The sequence below is a fragment of the Lysinibacillus phoenicis genome, assembly GCF_047238325.1.
GTDB lineage: Bacteria > Bacillota > Bacilli > Bacillales_A > Planococcaceae > Lysinibacillus > Lysinibacillus irui.
The window spans coordinates 775,128-795,847 of sequence record NZ_JBDFMP010000002.1; the positions used below are offsets into that span (position 1 = coordinate 775,128).

Sequence of the window (20,720 nt, forward strand, 5' to 3'; positions counted from 1 at the left end):
ACATTTTTTTATCGTTTTATTAAATTATTCAACAAATTCCTATAAATACCTTTTTTAATGAAGTTACTTAATAACTTACAAAACATTTCGTTCTAATAATTAATAGTCCTTTCTATGAATAAAGACACCTTCCTTATTACAGAAAAGCGTCCGTTTATTTTTGATAGATTATTTTTAAAGGCATGCATGATAAAGGGTCTAGTTCTTCACTTTCTATTACAATTACAGTTAATCCCTTATTTGATTTGATTCAACAAACCGTTTGTGTCAAGGAAAGAATGATCTTTTTCAATTCTCATTCTAAAATGGTTCATTATTCTTATCTGTTCTTCCGCTAAGTTTTCTTTATTCCAATACATATGCATCAAGCTATACTCAAAGATTTCTTTTAGTTTGATAAATAGAGGAAGTTTATCTAACATTTCCTTTGGGAGATTGTTTTCCTCTTGGTATCCTTCGATGATTGCTTTTGAAATACCTCTTCCATATTCAATGATGTTCCCACCACCGACAAATGAATACTCGATCGCACTATATATGGGAACAGCTAAATCAAAGATATAATAATTTTTCTCACAATCTTGAAAATCAACCATTGACAGCTTTAAATCTTGATCTACTAATATATTCTCTAACCATAAGTCACCGTGTAACAATCCATAATTCGAACTGTCTTGTGGCATGTTTTTTATTGTACTTAATATTTCTTGTGCCACATCTCTAATCGTAGTCTCTTCCTCAGGAATGTATTTCAAGAATGCATACTCCTCATTTTCATACCAATCATTGATATATCTAGTCGGATGTATCTCCTCAAATTTTCTAGAGAGGCGATGTAATTTACCTATTTGTCTACCTAACTCTTTTAAAACATTTGCATTCCATTCATTCCTTGGTAAATGGTTACCAGCTGCGGATTCATAAAGAACAGTTAATAATTCCTTGTTATTTAAGGTTATCTTTTCTACCACTCTACCCTTTATTGAGACAATTGCAGGTGATACACCTAGTCCTTCATTATGTAGGTAGTTTGTATATGTAACCTCTTCTAATTGTTCATCATAACCTTTGTAGTTTGTTATTCTTGCAAAGTATTCACCTTGTGTTGCGGTACAGCGAAACATTTCATTTGTTACTGCTTCAACTATTATAAAATCCACTGGATATATTTCGTTGAGTAATTCTAGTAATTTTTGTTCCATGTCATCGCTACCTCCTGTCTAAATAAGTAAGAGTTTAAATCAACTAATTAATAACAAAATTTATCAAAACTTACATTTAAATAATAACATAGATTATCCAATTTATGATTTAAAGTAATAGTCAATTAAAAGTTGAAACCTTCTTTCAAGGTAATTCATTTAAATACATGATGCTCAAAAATACATAAAAACGTCATAAAGGAATTTTTCCCCAATGACGTTAAACAACATTTTTCGGTTTTTTGTCTACTAAACTCTATGTTTATAAACCAACTTACCGCAATGAGCTATTACTTAAACTCAATTTCCTCTTCTGAAGCCCCTTTCGTATAGGTGATGTTCGCTTCAGTAGGTAAATTTCGTATCTCTTTTACATTTTTTCCTTCGATAATTATTTTTCCAATTTGTGTACCTTTAAAATCAATAATCGCATTTCCTTTTTTCGGACTAATTGTTACTGTTTTGTCTGCGAATCCTTCCCCGTGGAATTCCGCATATTCACTAAATACCGCGATTCCATTTTTAATGTTCGTATTTTTCCCTAACGTTAGCGAAATACTTTCGCGATTCATTATTAACTTACCTGTTTTGTAGTTATCAAAGTTGTATACATTTTCAGGTATGATTGGTGTTGGCACTTCCTCATTCCCTGCCTTCAAATCAATTTGAACTAAGACAGGGTCATGATCCGATGCACGCCCTTGTGCTTCTGTAAAGTTCGCATTCATATGAATTAAGTCAATTTTCGCATCATCAGCAAGATTATTCGAAACTAAAATATAATCCAACACTTGATTGTTCCCTTGGAAGAAGTACGTAAATCGGTCTTGCTCTGGCGCTTTATCTACCATATTCGTTAATACATCACCTTTTAACGTTTCAAGAGCTGGTGTGAATTCAAAGTCATTCATGTCCCCTGCTACAATGATATTTAATTCCGGATTTATGGCAAGTCCTTCATCGATAAAATCATTGATGGCTTGAGCAAGCTGAATACGTTTCGTTACGGATTCTAACACCGGCGGCTGCGTTGGTCCCCACAGTGAGCCATCCCCACCTTTAGAATTTAAGTGAGCTCCGATAATAACTACTCGTTCTTCCTGGAATTCAAATTCTGCTGCAATTGGTTTACGTGTATCTACAAATTTTGATGGATCTACAAAGCCAGGATTTAAAGCAAGGCTTCCATCTGCTGTCCACGTATTCGCTTGGTCACCCAATCCCTTTGTACCTGTCACTAACGAAACACGCGTCGGGTTATATAAGTAACCTACACGAATATTACCACCAGGTGCACCACCTACTGTATTGTTAATTGGCATGACGTCAATCCAATCATAAGCAGGGCCACCAGCAGCTTTAATCGCATTAATTAATCGCATGTAGCTTTCTGATGCATCAGCATTTCCTGAATCAATTTGCCCATCATTATCTTGTACCTCGACTAATGTAATAATATCTGGTGACTTCATATTTTTCACAAATGTCGATGCAATTCTGGCTACTTTTTCATTTGATGTGTTGGCAGGATTATTCGAGAAGTTTTCGATATTATAAGAAGCGACATTTAACTTGTCCGCTACTGGTTCGAGATGCGTCACTTCTTGTTGAATATTCGCCTTTGTCACTTCCGGGAATACTTTATTCGTGTTTAGTCGATAGCCATCTGTAAAATTCTCTACAAATCCGATAAGGGCTTCATTAAAACGATCACCTGAATCATAGTTTTTCCCGGCTACCCCTTCAAGCATAATTTTTTCGGGGTTATAATCATCGGCCGCAATATTTAAACCGCCATTGACATTAAATGTATTATTAGTTGTGCTTGGTACAACAATTGGAGAATCATTATTATATATTGGTCCAATCACTCTTGCTTCTGGAAATGATACACGCATATACTCGATTGATTCCCAAAAATCAATACCATCTTCTTGTGGATCAAAAATGCTAAAGGCATCATTATCGATTATTTTATTTGGTGGGAATAGGTCCTCTCCTATCACAAGCGCTTTTGGAATTACTGCTGTACCTGTTTTTGTAATATTGGCTGCTGAAATTTGCGTATCTTTCAATCGAGAGTTGCCACCCTCTTCCATTACTTTTCCTGATACTTTAATAATGTCCCCTACCGCTACATTATGTGCAGACTTATTTACCTTGATCGCAGTTGATTTTACGCCATCGAATGCCGAATCGACTTCTTGCATAATGAAGCTCGATGAATTAATAACGAATGTTACGATTCCCTCCACATCATTTACCGTTAAATCAACATATGGTGATGTATGACTTGCCCCTTGAATATCACTAATCTTGGCATTTTTAGTATCAATAATTTCATAAACAAATGTAGCTATTGCACTGTTTGTTAAACCTTCTTTTACCGCAATCGCTTTAATCGTCATTGGTTTATTAACAAGGATTTCCTCTGTATACTTTGTACTTGCATTAGTTGGTGTTGAGCCATCCACTGTGTAATAAATCGTTGCACCTTCTGTCATTGTAGAAAGCGAGACTTTCGTGCCAGCTGTTACGCCTCCAACGTGAGAAGCTTTGATATCCTGAACCTTTGTTACATCCTCAATAATGCGAAGCGGGAGCAGTTGATGGTTTGTATATTGACCAACAATCCCTGTAATTTCCCCATACGTTTTTCCACTCACTAAACCAGAGTCTCGTGTTTTATCGTAAATAGCAAATGTGCCTACTTGGTCAGTTCCTGTAAAGTTTTGACCCGAACCAGTAATGGCCACATTTTTAATTGTTACTAATTTCGATTCATTGTCTTCTGCAACCTCATTACTCTTGATAATGTGTGGCTCTGGTATTGTCGAAGGAACAGGCACGCCAACAAGCGAAATATTCACTAATTGCTTGAGTCCGCTATATTCAGCTACTTGACCTTGCACCGTCACCCGATCACCGACATTTGCAGTAAGACTATCAGCAGGATAAATGGCTATCGCCGCTCCATCTTCATCTTGAATATGTGCTGTAGCTGTTTCTAATTTTGCTGTTACAATACCTGATACGATGACAGTTTGTCCGATTTCTTTATTTCGTGCTTCCGTAATGGAAATAACGGTCGGCTCTTCTTTCACTGTAAAATTAAAGGACGCAACTTCACTATCGTCTAAACCAGTTGCAGTAGCAAATGCTTTAATTGTCATGGCTTTATTTACAACAATGCCCGCTGCTGCATCATAAATCTCACTAGCTGTTGTTGGTTCAGTACCATCTATCGTGTAATAGATTATTGCATTTGGTGTATCTGTAGATAATGTTACTTTTGTTCCTGCATAAACTTCGCCTGTTGCTGGTAAAGCTTTAACACTCCCTACTTGAGTTGGCTCATAGTTTGATACTAATTGGAAGCTTTCCGCGCTTAACGTTTTTAATTGATATGTCCCGTTAAAAATTGACGCAATCCCTGTCACGGTGATGACATCATTGTTATTGAATCCATCTGCTTCAAACTGAGAGAACTGATAGCCTGTACGGTTATCATGGCGAATTAACAGCTCGTTATTTGCTGCATCGACCGCTTTAAATTCAAATGTACCATACGTACCAGATGGCGCTAAATCTTTAATCTTCACATTTTCAATTGTAATTAATTCACCTTGTAAACTGTCATCAATCGGAAGAGTCATTGTTTGTGGTGCAGGTGCTTTCCCTGTAGAAAGTCGTTCAATTGTCGGTGAATTAAATTGAACTTCTCCACTATATAAACTAGTTTTCCCTGTGATTTTGACAATATCTCCGACAGCTAAGCTCCCTGCTTCTGCAGAACTAGAGAAGACATATACCCCTGCTGTCTCATCCTGTACATAGAAGGCCTTGCCTCCCCAGCTACCAGGTGTTGTCGTAACCGTCCCTTGAATTTGAACTGTGCGGTCAGTTCCAACAGCTGCACGAGCTTCGGCAATTGTTGCTGTCTCGGGAGGATTTGGTTCAGTTGTATCGTCCCCAACAAAATCAATTGAAGTTGGTGATTTTAGCCCTGCATGGTTGCCAAAATATTTTTCTAGTGAACCTGTTATTTTAACTTTTTTCCCAAGATTACTTGGGTTAGTATATAAACCGAAATTGGCTCTATAGGAGCTTGGTAATTGAATATACAGCATTTTCGTGACATCTGTTTCACCCGGTGTATCGGCAATCGCAATATTTGTGTCACTATCCGCTATCACTGAATATGAAGTTTCACTTTTGGCAAACCCTACGATATATCCTTCTACAGTAACATTACTCTTCACTGTGGTTGGATCAAATTGATTGACCGCTTCCCCCACTCCAATAGCCTCTGTCGTATCAGCCTTTACAACTGTAAAGTAAGGCAAAATCATTGAAATGACTAGTAAAAATGATAATGCAATTTTGGAAACGAAATTAATTTTATATCTCTTCATTCGTTTAGCTCCTTATATTTTTTTATTAATGATCAAAGAGTTTCTGTGAAGTTATTCAATTACTGTCTTCCCCTCACCTGTAAACCTAACGAAACTGATAAACCTGTTACCGATTGTAATTTGGGTATTAGAGTTCCTACTATCGGTGAAATAGTTAACTCAATTTTTTAATTCCATCAAATTCCCATACTTAGAGTACTACCTCCCTCATTCCTATTTGATAAGAATTCAATTAACAAAATTTTGGTCACCAAAATCTTGATTAACATATTAATTTTAACAGATAAATAATAAATACATTGTAATTTACTATTAATATTCTAAATTTTATGTAAAATAGTACATTATAAATCTTTTACATAGTTAATGAGAATCGTATTAACAGGCCTTTTATCCTGTTGAATTTCATTTCTAGTAACTATATTTTCTCAGAAGGAAAAACGGCAGCATAGGAAGGCACTTTCCACAGGGACTGACATGGTCGAAGTGGCGGCCCATTTGACTAGACAGCGATAACATTTTCTCCTTACTGTTATCACAATGCGAGACGTAAAAAAGCTGATGAGTATCATCTACTCATCAGCTCAAAATGGTTCGTGTTGCTTCCAACTATTTGTTAGTGGCAACAACTATTTATTATAATCGCTCTAAATCTTGGTATTCTTTCATATAAGGACCATCCTCTGCAACATAGGAATGATACAATGCCTTTACTGCAAAATTTTTCTCTAAACCCATTTCAGATTTTAGCTTTTTTAATTCATCATGCAACGTTCGATGTTCATTGATAAGCTTTAGCATAGTTGTTTTATTATATTTCATTATATCCGTCCTTTTTGTTGATCTGTGGAAATGCAAAATCCTCTGGTATCTGATGATAGAATATACGACAATCTCTCTTACTTATGATACAGTTCACCGTGATTAATTTAAACTTGTATATTTAAAAATAATCCATTCCTCTCCAATATAGCCCATTTCATGAAGAAAGACCCTTCCATACTAAAGAAATGTGCCCGTTACACTTAACAAGGAATTTTAGCTTGTCGATTTAGCAGTGGCTGCTTCCTTCTACAAAAACTATGCAGGGCATACATCCAACCCAAGCTCTGACCTTAGGCATAAACTGGTTATAAGTCTAATTTTAAAAAGGAGTGAATCTGACATATGCGATATATGGAAGAAATGCCTTTCTATGGCCAGAATCCAAGGGGGCTTGAAAATTGTTTATTTCGTTTCACGTATATGTGGCTTAGAAACGGTGACAATTTCTGGTTCTTCTTGACTGCTGTGGGTCACGAAAGAGCTTATGGCTACAGGTTTTTCGGTGGAAGATGGAATCAATATTCAATTGCTTTAAGAGACATCGACTCCTTCCGTTGTTCTCCTCCGACTCCAACTCTATATTAGAAAACGGCTCCTTATAATTCTATTGTTCATTCTTACTTTAGAAACTTGAGGGCTTTCATTATTCGAAATCGTTTTTTGAATCTAATATAGTATACACCAAATACACTTGCGTGTTCCCTCAATCATGTATAAAACGTTAATCTTTCGGTTAGCGTTTTTTATACTGAAATAGAATAAAAGCCAAAACAAACTTACTGCCCTTTTCTTGAGAAATAATTCAATATATATGACTAGTATCGTTTTTTCTCATATCGCATTAATAGTAAATCTACCTTGTGGCGCTTTGATTTCAATATAATATTTTTCATGTCTTTTCAAGCCCTCTAATTTCACACTTGTTCCTGCCGGCACTTGCACTGCATCAATGACTATATTGTCGTTATCATCTTTTACTCTTACTAACACGTTCTTTTCATTATTCGCATGATTCACGATTGCTTTTCTCCAAAAAATACTATCAAATATGATATAGTTTTGATCATTAAACTTTACACCCTCCCATTCTTCCTTATCATCCGGTACAGTTGCAATTCCCCACTCATCTGGGAAAAAGATGTCATTGACAACCCCAACATCTTGTACGATCCATGCTCCTATTATTGTCATCATAAAGGTAATCATAACTGCTATAAGCACTTGAATACGTCGTTTTTTATTAATTCGTTTAAAAGGCTCTTTTGCTACGGTTACTTCTTTTGACATCACTTGAATGTTATTGGTTGGTTGCTTCATCATCTGTAAGTTTCGCTGACACTTTTCACAGTGTTCTATATGTTCTTCGACAGCTTTAGCAGTCTCTTCACTACAAATTTCATCCATATAAGATGGCATTAAATCTTTAATAATATTACAATTCATGCGGATCAATCCTTTCTGATAGTTTTAATTTCGCACGATAATAGGTCACTCTTGCCCAGTTTTCACTTTTATCAAATATCTCACCAATTTCTTTAAAACTAAGTTGAATCGATGTTCTGAGTAAAAAGATTTCCCGATATGGCTCCTGTAAACGATGAATTTCTTTATGTATAGAAATCAGTGTATTGCGCTTTATGACCGCGACCTCTGGTAAATCCTTGTTTGAAGGGATTTCTAAACCCAATTGCATCATATTTTCTACGCTGGCATTATGATGGTTCTTCTCCTTTTTTAAGTAGTTATAATAAGTGTGTTTAGCAATCTGGCATAGCCAGACAGATATTTTGCAATCACCGTTATAACGATGGATTGACTTAACCGCTTGATAAAACGTTTCTTGTGTTAACTCTTCCGCTAAATCTACATCCGACGTTAAACAAATAAGAAACCGTTTTACTTCATCTGCATAAGATTGATAGATTCCACTTAAATCCTCCACCTGCCCCCTCCTTTTCTTAACTATTAACTGTGATACTTATAAATAGAATTAAAATGCTTTTCGTTACAAGAAATTGTATTGTTTATAATATATCTTTATCCTACCCGAAGCACCCTTTAGTAACCTTTTATAAAAGAAATACACCTGATTGTTGAAGAAAAGGGTTTTTCTATAATCTCATATAAAATTTTTAATACGCTTCACCATAACATATCCACATAAAGTTTTATTAAAAAATAAGAATTTAAGTTGATTATGCTCTAATGGTCTGAAGGTTGTTATTTCCAAATCATTATGGTACTAGTAAAATCACGGACATCTAACCTGAAATAGTTTGAATTTCGAAGGTGATAATTTGAAAATTTCAATAGAAGGGTTCAACGGATTAATCTTAAAGATGTCTATTATTTTGAGACAGTTGACGGAAAGGTTTTTCTTTATTGAGAGGATTACGTTTTTTAGGTAAAACATAAGCTTTATGAGTTAGATTAATGGGGAACGTGCAGTTACATCAGGGCAGTATGTCCCTGTCCTTAAAAAATGCTTGGATTGTAAAGGGGTATACATATATAAAATTTTCCGAATTTGTACAAAGCATCATTTGGAATTTTTTGATTATCTTTGCATCTATACTCTTTATTATAGCTATTTTAAGACAAAGATATTATCCCAATATAACTTTTGATTTAAAGTCAATTTATATCATTATTGCATTTTCATTTTTAAGTGCACTAATGGGATTTATTTTATATTCTCCCAATGAAATAAGTGAAAAGAAAATGCGTATCAAAATTGCTATCCATTTATTCACCTCTAAGAGCTGACACAATAGTTCATGAAAAATTAGGGTGTAGTAATGAGGTACTTGAAGACTATTTCACAAATCTTTGTAAAATAAAAGATACTAGTACTAATTTGGCTTTGGGGTATGTTAATGAAATAACTTATAAAGTTAATTAAAATTAATCCTCAAGCAATAGAAGGTGCTATAATGTATTTCAGCCTCAGAATTCCCCAAGTTAAAGAAGACTTCTCAACATGAATTTGAGAAAGTTAAGAGTGCGTTTATACAACAGTTATAGTTATTCACTTCCTTTTTTCGGAATTACATCATTAAAAGAGATCACCTCCTAATAAAGGATATATCCATATATTAGGGGTGCTCTCTAAAGTTATACTTTCACTTGTTATTTGAGTAAAATGACTTAGCGTCAATTCTTGATTAACTCTCCTAAAATTCCAATACTTACTATAAATAGACCGACCTATTCATAATGGTAAAATTTTCTTCTTATATAGTTGTTATAAAATATAGGTAAATATTCAGGATATATTACCTATGTTAGCGAACAACATTGTTAAAGTAAAGATGATATACGTACTAGAAATACATATCCATACTATGTTTGTTTTAATTCTTTGATAATCATTTTTGGAAATTTTGATTATAAAAAGACATACATTTAAAGATAAAACTAGGGTAAGTATTGGATTCATCAAAACCGATGTAGCAACAATAAAATCAATCATTTAATCACACCTGTAATTTTTTTTTAGAAATTAAACTTGATAGCGGTAGAAGTCATTTTAGTTTCTGCAGTCGTCGCACCTAATCCAATATCACCTGTTTTTATAGTTACTGTGATATTAAATGAAAATGTTGTATGTGTTGGCTGTCCAATAGGGCTTTGAAGGATGCAATCGTAGCATGTCCACAAAGGTCAACCTGTGCTGTCGGTGTAAAAAATTTGATATCAAAATTTTTATTATCTATTTTCTTAATAAATGCTGTTTCTGAAAAACGAACTTCTGCAGCAAATTTCTGCATAAACACTTCGTTTAAATCTTCATAAATTACTACACCTGCAGGATTCCCACCAAACTGTATGTCTGTAAAAGCATCAATAACATAATATAACAAATCCATTTTCTCCTTTACTAGTACTATTGCTTATTCCTTAACTTTATAGAAGGAATGATTACTTTACAATCAAATAATAAGAGCCCTATTAATTTAGTACTTATTTCCCCTGCTTTAGAAGAATGATATATTAAAAAATAAAGGAGATGAAAAGTGAATGATGAATGCGAAGACGATATTGTTAGATCAGCTACTAGCTAATGCGAATGATCGTAGTTGGTATATCTCATTCGATGAAGCTGTTGACGGACTAACTGAACAAGAAGCATTTTGGAAACCTGATGAGTACAGCCATAGTATTGCAGAAATTGTCCAACATCTAATTTATTGGAATGAAACATGGCAATTACGGTATAAAGAAAATCAAGTTAATGCCAGTGCAAAGACGAATAACGATGACACTTTTACCATTAGAGATGAGAAGACCTTCTCTGAATTAAAAGAAAAGCTGTTACAAATACTACTCCAATGGCAAGAGCTCATTGAGGAAGAGCAGCTTTTATCTATTGTAAATGGCTATCCTGTAAAGGCAGAATGGTGGGCAATTATTTCGAATGCTGCGACTCATAATGCATACCATATCGGACAACTTGTATATATACGTAAAATGAAAAAATAGCCATCTTACTGTGACACAATGGCCTACTAAGTTCATTAAACGACAGAAAAATGCCCAGGCTCAAAAATAAAGTAATCACAAAATTCCCATTCATAAATCATCTATGGTAATAATAGTGTAATACTGGTATATTATAGTGGTATTTTATTGATACGAAAGGTGGTCGTTTATGAATAGAACACTTGGACATTTACAACATGAAATGATTGTTGAAGCGAAAAAAGGATTTCCGATTTTGCTTGCTGGCGCCTTTGTCTTTTTACTTTTTACCCTCATGCCCTTTGTTTTTCCAATAGAAGTTGTTCGTTTAATTTGGATATTTGGCTTAGGTGCGATTTTTCCTATTGGGTTTTTCATTAGTAAAATCCTTGGTGTTAATTTAAACGTTCCTGGTAACCCTTTAGGGACTTTAGGAGGGATCGTTGCCGCTCCTCAAGCATTTTATCTACCTGTCTTTATTCTTGTGTATATGAAAATACCTGACTACCTTCCCTTCACCATTGGTTTACTTGCAGGCTCTCATTTTCTTCCTTACTTATGGATTTATAAAAGTAAAGCTTATTTATTCATTACGTTAGGAGCTTGTTTTTCTGCTCTCATCTTTGGTGGGTTCTTTGTAGAACATGCTTTCACTCTTGTACCTTTAGCTATTTCTATTGTGTATGGAATGGGTGTTCTATTCATTGGAAGAGAACTTAAAGGCAGTCGTAATTAATCACCTGTTAGTAGGTGATTTTTTTATTCTTCGTTATCTACTATCAATATATGAAAGGATTGATTTTTTTGCTGTTTCCATATCGGAATGATCTTAGAAAAACGTTAATACCTTACCTAACTAAACTTGATGAGGCATTTTGGTTTAAGACATCAGATGGCTATCCCAATAATCTAGCTTGGATTATTTCTCATATAGCAAGTAGCGAGGACTATTGGGTAAATGAAATTGGCCTTAGAAAGAGTTGTATATTACATCTTCATGAGGATTGCTCGCCTAAAGAACTACTAGATAGCTATATTCAAATTAGAAATTATACGGATGACATTCTCCATACATTGGACCAATCAGAACTTAATGCATTAGTAGAAGTACCAAGGTTTTCTGATGGCTGGACGCCACCTTCAGTCCCAACATTCAAGTGGTTGTTTCATCATGTTTACACACATGAGGCATACCATGTTGGACAAATCTCAATTATTGCTCACCTGAATGGATTTCCAAAGCCATTATTTTAATAAAGATACAAAGGTGCATTTTCCCGAACACTATGAAAACAAGACGTATTCCATTATACTAAGTAAAAAATGAAAAATAGGATGGTGTGATTGATATGATGTTTGCTCCATTATTTGAACAGGACGTACCAGGACTTCTTCTTCCTTAACGGTAGAAGAGCTTTTTCTCCGTTAAGGGCATAGGGATCTATGAAAACGGAGGAAAAAACATGAGAAATAAAGTGATCGGCGCTAGCTTTTTATCGCTAGCAGCGAGTATATGGGGCGCCATGTATGTAGTAGTTAAAGTAGTGGTGGATGTTGTGCCACCATTGGAGCTTGTTTGGATTCGTTATTTAATTGCGGTGGTGGCACTAGGCATTATTGGCATCATGATGAAGCAATCGTGGAAAATTGCTAAAAAAGATTGGCTAGTCATTTTTCTTGTGGGCCTCATTGGCAATACCATTTCAATTGTTACGCAAGAAATGGGTACCTTGCTATCTACTGCTCAGATGGGCGCGATTATTACAGCGACAACTCCTGCTTTTATGGTTGTCTTTGCACGTTTGATGTTGAAGGAACGTATAACGCTCAAAAAATGTATATCTATTGTCCTCGCAACGATTGGTGTCGGGATTATCGTGGGCAATGGGCAAATCGACGTCACGCAGCAATTAGGTGGACTCTACTTACTAATTGCTGCCTTAACCTGGGCATTGATGTCTGTGTTAGTGAAAAAAGTACCGAGCGAGTATTCTCAAATGGTTGTGACAACCTATTCATCGATGATTGCTGTTATTCTATTAACACCTTTTGTCCTTCCTAGGTTACAAGAGTTAGATTTAACAACTGTATTGCAGCCAACGATTACAGGGGGCTTGCTTTATCTGGGCATTGTGTCAACAGCTGGTGGATTTTTATTGTGGAATAAAGGGCTTCAGTTAATGAATGCTTCTAGCGGCGGCTTATTTTTCTTCTTTCAACCCATAGTCGGCACTTTTTTAGGCTGGTTGTTATTAGGAGAAACTATTGGGCTGTCCTTCTGGTTAGGCTCCCTCTTTATTTTTAGTGGAGTATTTATTGTTATTCGAGATGAATAAATGGTTAGTGCGTTTCTATGTTAGATAGAGACGCACTTTTTTGTTCAATGAAAACTGTCACAGATCGGTATGTTCACTTAACTCATCACATATATTGCAACAGCCTAAAGGAGCTGATACTGTGATAACCTTTTTAGGTAATGTAAAGGATCTTTCTTTAATAACAATTTTATTGGCTAGTATGATCTATCGTCGACAGCTTAAATTAACGAGATGGCAAAGAAAACTAACCGTCGGTGAATGGACGATGTATATCATGCTTTCGATTGCACTACCTTTTTATGCAATATATTATCTTGTTTTTCTTTTGGGCACATAGCAAAATAGAAATGAGACTACTATATTTTGGGAGGTATTTTAATGTTTCAAACAGTAGAGGATTTTTTACAATCATGGTCTTTTGAAGCGGCTGCTACACACAAACTACTCAATCAACTTACGGATGAATCACTTAATCAAGTCATTACTGCTGATAATTGGACGTTAGGACGTATAGCATGGCATACCGTCGCTGCTATTCGGATAATTACTTCGAATACGAATTTATCATTTGAAGCACCTGCGCAAGATTTTCCTGTTCCAACTTCTGCACAATTAATTGCAGATCGCTATCTTCAAGCCAGTCAAGCCTTCGTAGACGCGATCCAAACACAATGGACTGATGAGACAATGAAGGAAAAGATTGAATTTATCGGCCAGCAAATGCCCAACGGCTCCCTGCTGTTATTTTTGTTACAGCACCAAAGCCATCACCGTGGACAAATGACCGTTTTAATGCGCCAGGCTGGTTTAACGGTTCCAGGCATTTACGGTCCAGCAAAAGAGGAATGGGCACAGTATGGATTGGAAGCTCCGCAAATGTAGTTGAAAAAGAGGTTGTCCATTAGGAGACAACCTCTTTTAGCTAGCTTATAACGTGGCTAACCAGTTATTTGTATCGGCTATTGTTGGATTAGCGAGATAATGCCCACCTTCGATTTGTAATGTTTGGCCCGTCATGAACTTTGATTCATCCGAAGCTAAAAATACAACTGCATGACCGATATCATCGGCCTCCCCATGATATGGGAGCGCATTAAATTTGGAATAGATCGCTAGCATTTCTTCTGGCATATTATTTTTGGCAGCTGGTGTTAAAATAAGACCTGGTGCAACCGCATTACAACGAATATGATCTTTGCCATATTGTGTGGCAATGTTTTTCGTCATATTCACTACACCTGCTTTTGTAGCGCCATAGGCTGTACGTATTTGATCACTTGCAAATGCTGCCATGGAAGCGGTATTAATAATTGAGCCCCCTCCCGCTTTTTGCATATACGGAATCGCAAAACGACTGCCAAGTAAAATTGATTTTAAGTTCACATTGACTAAGCGGTCCCATTCATCTAAATCAATATTCACCACATCTAAATCTTTCTTTAAATTGGTTAGACCGACATTGTTAAATAGGACTGTTAAAGTTCCATATTGTTCAACAGTAAAATTCACCGCTCCTTCTATCGATGAAGCATCCCCAGCATCAAGGAAAATGGCTGACGCCTCAAACCCTTCTTTTACTAGAGCATCAGCTGCTTCTTTAGCACCCTCTAGATTGAAATCAGCAATGACCACTTTTGCGCCCTCCTTAGCTAATAGTGTAGCTGCTGATAAACCAATTCCAGACGCACCCCCTGTCACTAAGGCGACTTTATTTTTTACTCGATCCATCTTTCATTCCTCCATTTACTCTCATTAGTAACGTAAAATAGTTTAACATTAAACTATTTATTTTTAAACTAATATCCTTGAAGTTTTAAGCAGACCAGATGACTTTTATGTTAAAATTTACATAACGAGGTGATAAGATGGAAAATAAACAAATTTGCCAAGTATACGGCAATGACATATTTGCAACGGGACAAGTTGGCAGTATAACGAGTGAAGGAAATGTTCGCCCAATCGGCTCTATAATGGCTACAGGCTTACTTACATTTCATCTTCTAAAAAAGATTTTAATAGACGATTTTAAACCAAAAAATCAACTCCTATACAAATAACTAACACTTGTTTCATAATGTTAATCTATTATAAAAAAGGGTGATAATTTGTCAAAAAACTCCTATAAATATTTAAAATATGTAGCATTGCTTCTTGTCGTATTTCAATTACTGTATTTAGGAATTCCCGATTCTGTGAAGCCTGTGTTGGTTTATGAGTACATTATATTTTTCGGATTAGCTTATTTATTTGCAATTCTTCAAGATTTTTTTAATCCAAGTAAAAAAACAGATCTATTATTACGTGTAGCCCTTATCATTAGTTCGATTGTCATGGCTGTTACATCCATCTATTATAAAGAAACGTTCACGGTTGTTTTTTCTGTAATGATGATCGTTGGGATAAGTTTCTCATTACATTTAACAATCAAACACAATAAAAAAAACAAGCAAAAGGATTAATACCTTTTGCTTGTTTTTCAAAATGAATGGTACGAATATTTTGTTTGTGTTGAGTAAGTAATATTGTTACCACTCGCACCTACGTACTCCACTAAGACTGTAGGTGTTAAAATGTGAGTACCCTTACGCTTCGCACAATCGTTTAAAACGTATTGTAACTGGTTTTTATTCGGACTTTTTAAGAACATTGCAAAAAAAGTTTTATTCACGTTCATACATTTTAACTTTACATAACATTTTAAAAAGGAGTAACGACAAAGGGCCAACCCTTCGTGTTACTGCCTTTTCAGTTAGATTACAGGTTATTTTTATACATTGTTGATTTAACAGCACTTAGTTAAATTACTAGCTTAAGCATGTATAAAATAGCGTATAAACAAGCAAGTTATTTTATTTATTGGCTTTCTCAGGTTCGCTTATATTTGCCTTTATTTTTTGTCTCTCCAATTCGATTCTCTCGAATTCAGCCTCTAGTTCCCTCTGCTTAATCAAATATTCCTTTCTTATTTGATAAACCTTAATAGCACTGAAAACTACAATAATAAAAGCAAATACCAACATTAAAAATTGGATATTTGAGAAATACAATTAGGCACACCTCACATTCTTTATTATATTATACATTTCCGCGATCATCATGTATAATAATACAAATAATACATATTATAACACATAAATGTATTATTTTAACAAAATACATAGAGAATCGTTGTAATGAAAAGTTAAATGTTTATACAATTATCTACGGTTTTATCGAATTTTGCGCATGCCAATGAACTAGCAAGTAAAAAGTGCTTTAGCCGAATCAGTATTATATAATTTTAATACAAAGAAACTAGAGTTTGATGAAGAGACAGCTAAAGAAAAATATCATTTCACAGATGAAGAATTAAATTATTATGAATCTCTAGAGTCACTAACTTCTAAAGAGGTTAATAATACACTTTTAACATTAGGGATAGACATGGAAAATTACGATGGCGACATCATCTATAAAGAAAATGAAGATGGAGAAATAACACCATACGCCGTTGTAGCATGGCTTGCAGGAATTGGTTTGGTTTCTTTCATTGGATATTTTTTCTGGGATCGATATCTTACACATAAAGAAAAAATGAACTACATGAATCGATGTTTTGATCAGGGTGGAAACCCAATAATTGATTCAAGAGATGACGCAGGTTTAAATGGACAAACTAATGCAACAGAAGCTAGAAAAATTGGAGGATATAATTTCGCGTGTCAAAAACCATAATGTACACTTAACGACTGTTTTAAATTTTCAAATTGAGCAAAGCAGCGACAACATATAGAGCATCTTTTTCAGCTCATTTTAACGTTTTGTAAAAAATGTGGAGAAGTCGCATCCATCAAAGTGACCAAGCCAGAAAAATTTAATTAGGTCAGGAGCATATGATGATTATTTTCGATACGGTAACTGAGTTTGTGCAACACTATCAACCTACTGCGAAATATTTGACGGATTACTATGCTTCTAATAAAAAGCAATATGAGGAGTATTTTTACTATCATTGTCATCATGTTGAGGAAAAAAAGCAGGATGCAATAGAAAAACATGCGGTCATTTTGCCTGATTTATTGCGATTAAGACATATGCTTTACAAGTTCATTCCGACCATCGCAGCCCAATATGAAAAAATGTATACAATTCATTTTACTAGTGATGTACATTTACTTGTTGGCTTATATGGAAGTAATGCTTTTACTTACCGTCAATATAACCCTGATGTTGCTTTTTGCTTAGAGAAAATGCCTAAGCATGAGCGACATCTAAACATTATTATCGGTCATGAATTTGGTCATGTAGCACACTGTTTGTATAGCGACAAGCACGGGATTGAATGGGATAAAATTGATTGGGTACATCCTATTACGTGGCTTTTACAGGAGGGGGTCGCTACTTATCTATCGACAAAAGTTGTACAGGCAAGATTAGATGAATACTTTGCATTTGAAGAAGATCCAAAATGGCTGGAGTTTGCTGAAACGAACCAATCGACCATTGCTCAACAATTTTTCATAGATTTAACTACACATGACGCAGCCTATGTGTGGAAAGAGTGGTTCTCCATCAATGGCGGTCAGCATTTTCAAGCAACTCGGCTAGCCTATTATGTAGGTTATTGTCTTGTAAAACAATTAGTATACGAATTGGGTGAACAGCGAACCTTCCTATTGTGGGATAAAGAAAACTTCCATAAGATAATGATGCAAACATTACAAAAAATGATGTAAAGGGAATGTTTTCTATACAGAAAAAAAGAAGTTTGCTATAATACTAATGAAAACCTCAAAGGGTATCAACCAATTCTATGCTGCAGTGATTCATTTCACTGCAGTTTTTTTATGTATTAATGATAAGTAACTTTTTGAGCAGCTACAAAGAGCAACATTTCAAGGGGCGTAGAAATTTGCTCTCCTGTATTATGTTTCCTTTTTGTTCTTTCCCCATTGATACGGCTTTTTTGACCAATTCCACAACCAAATAAAAGCATACATGATGACCATTGTTCCAATCAGTGTCACCGTATTTTCTGCCCACGTGATAGATTGATCTTTTCTCCATTGATTAAACGTTCTTACAATGAAATAGATAATTGGATAAATGAAATAACTTAATTGATCTCGTCTCATTCTATCCCTCCAATACTGTTTATTATTCTTACTCATCCACCATAGCAGCGAGCTTCATCATCGTTTTCCAATTGCGAACAGTTGCTGGTACTTCCAGTTTAGGTAGCTGTTGACTAAGCTTGGCATTACGGATGCTATCGTAAAATAACAGATAGACATCTCTGCCATTGATAATACAACGCTCTTTTTCACTTTCATATGCTACTAATTTAGCACCATTCTCTTCCGTAGGTGCCATTGGCAGTAAGGCGACATGGAGACTTTCCCCTGTTGCTGTAGCACTTGCATCCGCTATGTCTTGCGGTGAAAACGGACAGTTGTTTACGATGGCTAGCAGTTCTTCGGCAGTTCTAATCATCACGATACTTGAGATATTGAAAGCTGTTTGGATGGTTTCTTGAATTTGCTGCTGTAAGCATACCTCCGATTCACTTGATTCAAATAATATATTGCCACTTTGAATATAAGTCCGTATATTTTGCAGGCCTAATGGTATAAGAGCTTCTCTTAATTCAGCCATTTTCAATTTATTGTGCCCACCTACATTAATGCCTCTTAAAAGTGCTACATACTGCGTCATGGATGACCACCTTTCCTTTCATTACTATTATAGCAATCATGAGGGAATATTAGGAAAAAACTGCACCCAACAAATAGGTGCAGTGGATGATTAGGCTAATTGTTGAATGTCCTCGATCAAACGATCCACATTCTCCTTTTTAGTAGCCCAGCTTGTGCAAAAGCGAACAACGGTGTGTTGATCATCGAATGCTTCCCAAATGGAGAAGGAGTATTTTTCGCCTAGTGTTGCGAGCAAGCTGTTCGGTAAAATCGGAAATTGCTGATTAGTTTTTGAATCATAGCGCAGGTCAAAACCTTTATCGATAAACGCCTGGCGAATTAGCATCGCCATGTCAACAGCATGATGGGAAATATCCATATAAAGTTGATCTTCAAATAAAGTTTCAAACTGAATGCCTAATAAGCGACCTTTGGCAAGCAGCCCTCCCCTTTGTTTGATCATGTAGCGGAAATCCTTTTGGTATGCGGGATTGACAATCACCACGGCTTCGCCAAACAATGCCCCCATTTTCGTGCCACCAATATAAAATACATCACAAAGCTTGGCGATCTCTGCTAAAGATAAATCGCTATCTTGCGCCACAAGTCCATAGCCTAAACGGGCTCCATCTAAGAATAACGGCAGACCATACTCTCGACAAACGTCGCTTAAAGCCGTTAATTCTGCTTTACTATATGTCGTGCCATTTTCAGTAGGATGTGATATGTACACGATGCCTGGCTGCACCATATGCTCATGTGTGCTGTCTTGCCAATGTCCTTCGATGCATGCTTTCACCTGTGTAGCCGTTAACTTGCCATCATCACTTGGCAATGTCAAAACTTTATGACCAGTCGCTTCGATTGCCCCTGTTTCATGTACCGCAATATGACCCGTTGTTGCTGCAATTACCCCTTGATGTGGACGCAGGATAGAGGCGATCACAGTGGTATTCGTTTGCGTTCCTCCAACTAAAAAGTGGATGTCTGCCTGCTCGTCTGCAATGGCTTTTTTAATATAGGCACGTGCTTTTTCCGAATGCTCATCCATCCCATAGCCTGGTGATTGCTCTTCATTCGTTGCTACTAATTGCTGTAAAATTTTTGGATGTGCGCCTTCCGCATAATCGTTTTCAAATCGTATCATATTTTTAGTCCCTCCAAATTCTCTCTATCTATTGCTTATTTTTTATGAAGATAATCATTTATGACTTGTTGATCTGGCGGGCTCATCTTCTTAGGCAGCTGATCCAGTGGAAAGAATGCTATCGCCATTGCTTCTTCCTCATCATACTTTAATTCACCTGAAAAGCTACGACATTCATACGCCGCAATGACATTAAAAACTTCATCCCCATGTGGATATTGATAATAAAATTCCTGACCAGAAAATACGTTTAAGAGCTCTAAGTCAGTAGGAATGAGTCACTCTCTTCATACATTTCCCGGATGGCCACCTCTTCAAGTGTTTCTCCCAATTCCATCGAACCACCAATTAGTCCCCAGCACGCATTATCCTTACGATGCTGTAGAAGTAGCTCGTTGTTTTCATTGAAAATGAGGACACTTGCGCCTACCATGATCAATGGCTTCGTGCCGACCTCCCGACGTAAATCCATGATGTAGCCCATAGTTCCCCTCCAAATCTATTTTTTTCAGTTCCTATTATTATATTACGGTATTTTGTTCCCTTTGCGCTATTTGTTTATCTTCAAAACAACTTATAGCCCCCACATAATGGAGTCTTGTATCACAAACCACAAATTTTTCCATCAAACGGATTCCATCGATTATCGTAGGACTTGAACGTTATTGTCCTATTAG

General features: G+C 35.8%; 20 protein-coding genes and 1 pseudogene. 10 read left to right on the plus strand and 11 right to left on the minus strand.

Features of this window, described 5'->3' with window-relative positions:
* Positions 1-236: 236 nt before the first annotated feature.
* From ABC382_RS05250 to ABC382_RS05275, 6 genes are all read right to left on the minus strand, one after another.
* Positions 237-1,202: a phosphotransferase enzyme family protein gene (locus ABC382_RS05250; protein ID WP_322610997.1), complete on the minus strand. Its 966-nt coding sequence runs from the start codon at positions 1,200-1,202 to the stop codon at positions 237-239.
* A 290-nt stretch (positions 1,203-1,492) separates the two neighbouring features.
* A complete protein-coding gene (locus tag ABC382_RS05255; RefSeq protein ID WP_412926641.1) occupies positions 1,493-5,617 on the minus strand; it encodes a chitobiase/beta-hexosaminidase C-terminal domain-containing protein in 4,125 nt (1,374 codons plus the stop codon).
* 636 nt (positions 5,618-6,253) lie between these two features.
* Positions 6,254-6,439, minus strand: a complete 186-nt coding sequence (locus ABC382_RS05260) for a hypothetical protein (protein ID WP_274796908.1) — start codon at positions 6,437-6,439, stop codon at positions 6,254-6,256.
* Between the two features lie 834 nt (positions 6,440-7,273).
* A complete protein-coding gene (locus ABC382_RS05265; protein WP_322610999.1) occupies positions 7,274-7,885 on the minus strand; it encodes a zf-HC2 domain-containing protein in 612 nt (203 codons plus the stop codon).
* Positions 7,875-8,384, minus strand: a complete 510-nt coding sequence (locus ABC382_RS05270) for an RNA polymerase sigma factor (protein ID WP_322611000.1) — start codon at positions 8,382-8,384, stop codon at positions 7,875-7,877. The genes ABC382_RS05265 and ABC382_RS05270 overlap by 11 nt, the downstream gene beginning before the upstream one ends.
* Before the next feature lie 1,636 nt (positions 8,385-10,020).
* Positions 10,021-10,305, minus strand: coding sequence for a PhzF family phenazine biosynthesis protein (locus tag ABC382_RS05275; protein ID WP_322611001.1), 285 nt, complete (start codon positions 10,303-10,305; stop codon positions 10,021-10,023).
* A 157-nt stretch (positions 10,306-10,462) separates the two neighbouring features.
* On the opposite strand from ABC382_RS05275, the gene ABC382_RS05280 reads away from it, so the two are divergent.
* The 6 genes from ABC382_RS05280 to ABC382_RS05305 all read left to right on the plus strand — a co-directional run bounded on the left by ABC382_RS05280 (position 10,463) and on the right by ABC382_RS05305 (position 14,103).
* The gene (locus ABC382_RS05280; RefSeq protein ID WP_312506145.1) at positions 10,463-10,924 is read left to right on the plus strand and encodes a DinB family protein; all 462 of its coding nucleotides are present in this window, start codon (positions 10,463-10,465) and stop codon (positions 10,922-10,924) included.
* 169 nt (positions 10,925-11,093) lie between these two features.
* A complete protein-coding gene (locus tag ABC382_RS05285; RefSeq protein ID WP_322611002.1) occupies positions 11,094-11,639 on the plus strand; it encodes a DUF7010 family protein in 546 nt (181 codons plus the stop codon).
* A gap of 68 nt (positions 11,640-11,707) precedes the next feature.
* Positions 11,708-12,157, plus strand: coding sequence for a DinB family protein (locus ABC382_RS05290; RefSeq protein ID WP_322604946.1), 450 nt, complete (start codon positions 11,708-11,710; stop codon positions 12,155-12,157).
* Between the two features lie 209 nt (positions 12,158-12,366).
* Positions 12,367-13,239 carry a DMT family transporter gene (locus ABC382_RS05295; protein WP_312506158.1) on the plus strand — a complete coding sequence of 291 codons (873 nt, stop codon included), beginning with the start codon at positions 12,367-12,369 and terminating at the stop codon, positions 13,237-13,239.
* A gap of 121 nt (positions 13,240-13,360) precedes the next feature.
* Positions 13,361-13,558, plus strand: a complete 198-nt coding sequence (locus tag ABC382_RS05300; protein WP_322611003.1) for a hypothetical protein — start codon at positions 13,361-13,363, stop codon at positions 13,556-13,558.
* Between the two features lie 41 nt (positions 13,559-13,599).
* A complete protein-coding gene (locus tag ABC382_RS05305; protein WP_274796896.1) occupies positions 13,600-14,103 on the plus strand; it encodes a DinB family protein in 504 nt (167 codons plus the stop codon).
* Positions 14,104-14,148: 45 nt separating this feature from the next.
* Here the strand turns inward: ABC382_RS05305 and ABC382_RS05310 are convergent, their stop codons facing one another.
* Positions 14,149-14,949, minus strand: a complete 801-nt coding sequence (locus ABC382_RS05310; RefSeq protein ID WP_322604944.1) for an SDR family NAD(P)-dependent oxidoreductase — start codon at positions 14,947-14,949, stop codon at positions 14,149-14,151.
* A gap of 137 nt (positions 14,950-15,086) precedes the next feature.
* Here ABC382_RS05310 and ABC382_RS05315 point away from each other — a divergent pair, with 137 nt between their 5' ends.
* From ABC382_RS05315 to ABC382_RS05330, 4 genes are all read left to right on the plus strand, one after another.
* Positions 15,087-15,278, plus strand: coding sequence for a hypothetical protein (locus ABC382_RS05315; RefSeq protein WP_274796894.1), 192 nt, complete (start codon positions 15,087-15,089; stop codon positions 15,276-15,278).
* A gap of 48 nt (positions 15,279-15,326) precedes the next feature.
* Positions 15,327-15,680 carry a hypothetical protein gene (locus ABC382_RS05320; protein WP_274796893.1) on the plus strand — a complete coding sequence of 118 codons (354 nt, stop codon included), beginning with the start codon at positions 15,327-15,329 and terminating at the stop codon, positions 15,678-15,680.
* Between the two features lie 964 nt (positions 15,681-16,644).
* Positions 16,645-16,935: a hypothetical protein gene (locus tag ABC382_RS05325; protein ID WP_274796892.1), complete on the plus strand. Its 291-nt coding sequence runs from the start codon at positions 16,645-16,647 to the stop codon at positions 16,933-16,935.
* Positions 16,936-17,096: 161 nt separating this feature from the next.
* Positions 17,097-17,936 (plus strand): hypothetical protein, encoded by an 840-nt coding sequence (locus tag ABC382_RS05330; protein ID WP_322611004.1) that lies wholly within the window; start codon positions 17,097-17,099, stop codon positions 17,934-17,936.
* Between the two features lie 189 nt (positions 17,937-18,125).
* On the opposite strand, the gene ABC382_RS05335 is transcribed toward ABC382_RS05330, so the two are convergent.
* From ABC382_RS05335 to ABC382_RS05350, 4 genes and pseudogenes are all read right to left on the minus strand, one after another.
* Entirely contained in the window at positions 18,126-18,335 is a 210-nt protein-coding gene (locus ABC382_RS05335) for a hypothetical protein (protein ID WP_274796890.1), read from the minus strand.
* Positions 18,336-18,363: 28 nt separating this feature from the next.
* Positions 18,364-18,915, minus strand: a complete 552-nt coding sequence (locus ABC382_RS05340) for a DUF1697 domain-containing protein (protein WP_322611005.1) — start codon at positions 18,913-18,915, stop codon at positions 18,364-18,366.
* A 90-nt stretch (positions 18,916-19,005) separates the two neighbouring features.
* Positions 19,006-20,043: a threonine aldolase family protein gene (locus ABC382_RS05345; protein ID WP_312506169.1), complete on the minus strand. Its 1,038-nt coding sequence runs from the start codon at positions 20,041-20,043 to the stop codon at positions 19,006-19,008.
* A gap of 35 nt (positions 20,044-20,078) precedes the next feature.
* A pseudogene (locus ABC382_RS05350) lies at positions 20,079-20,527 on the minus strand (NUDIX hydrolase).
* Positions 20,528-20,720: the final 193 nt, after the last annotated feature.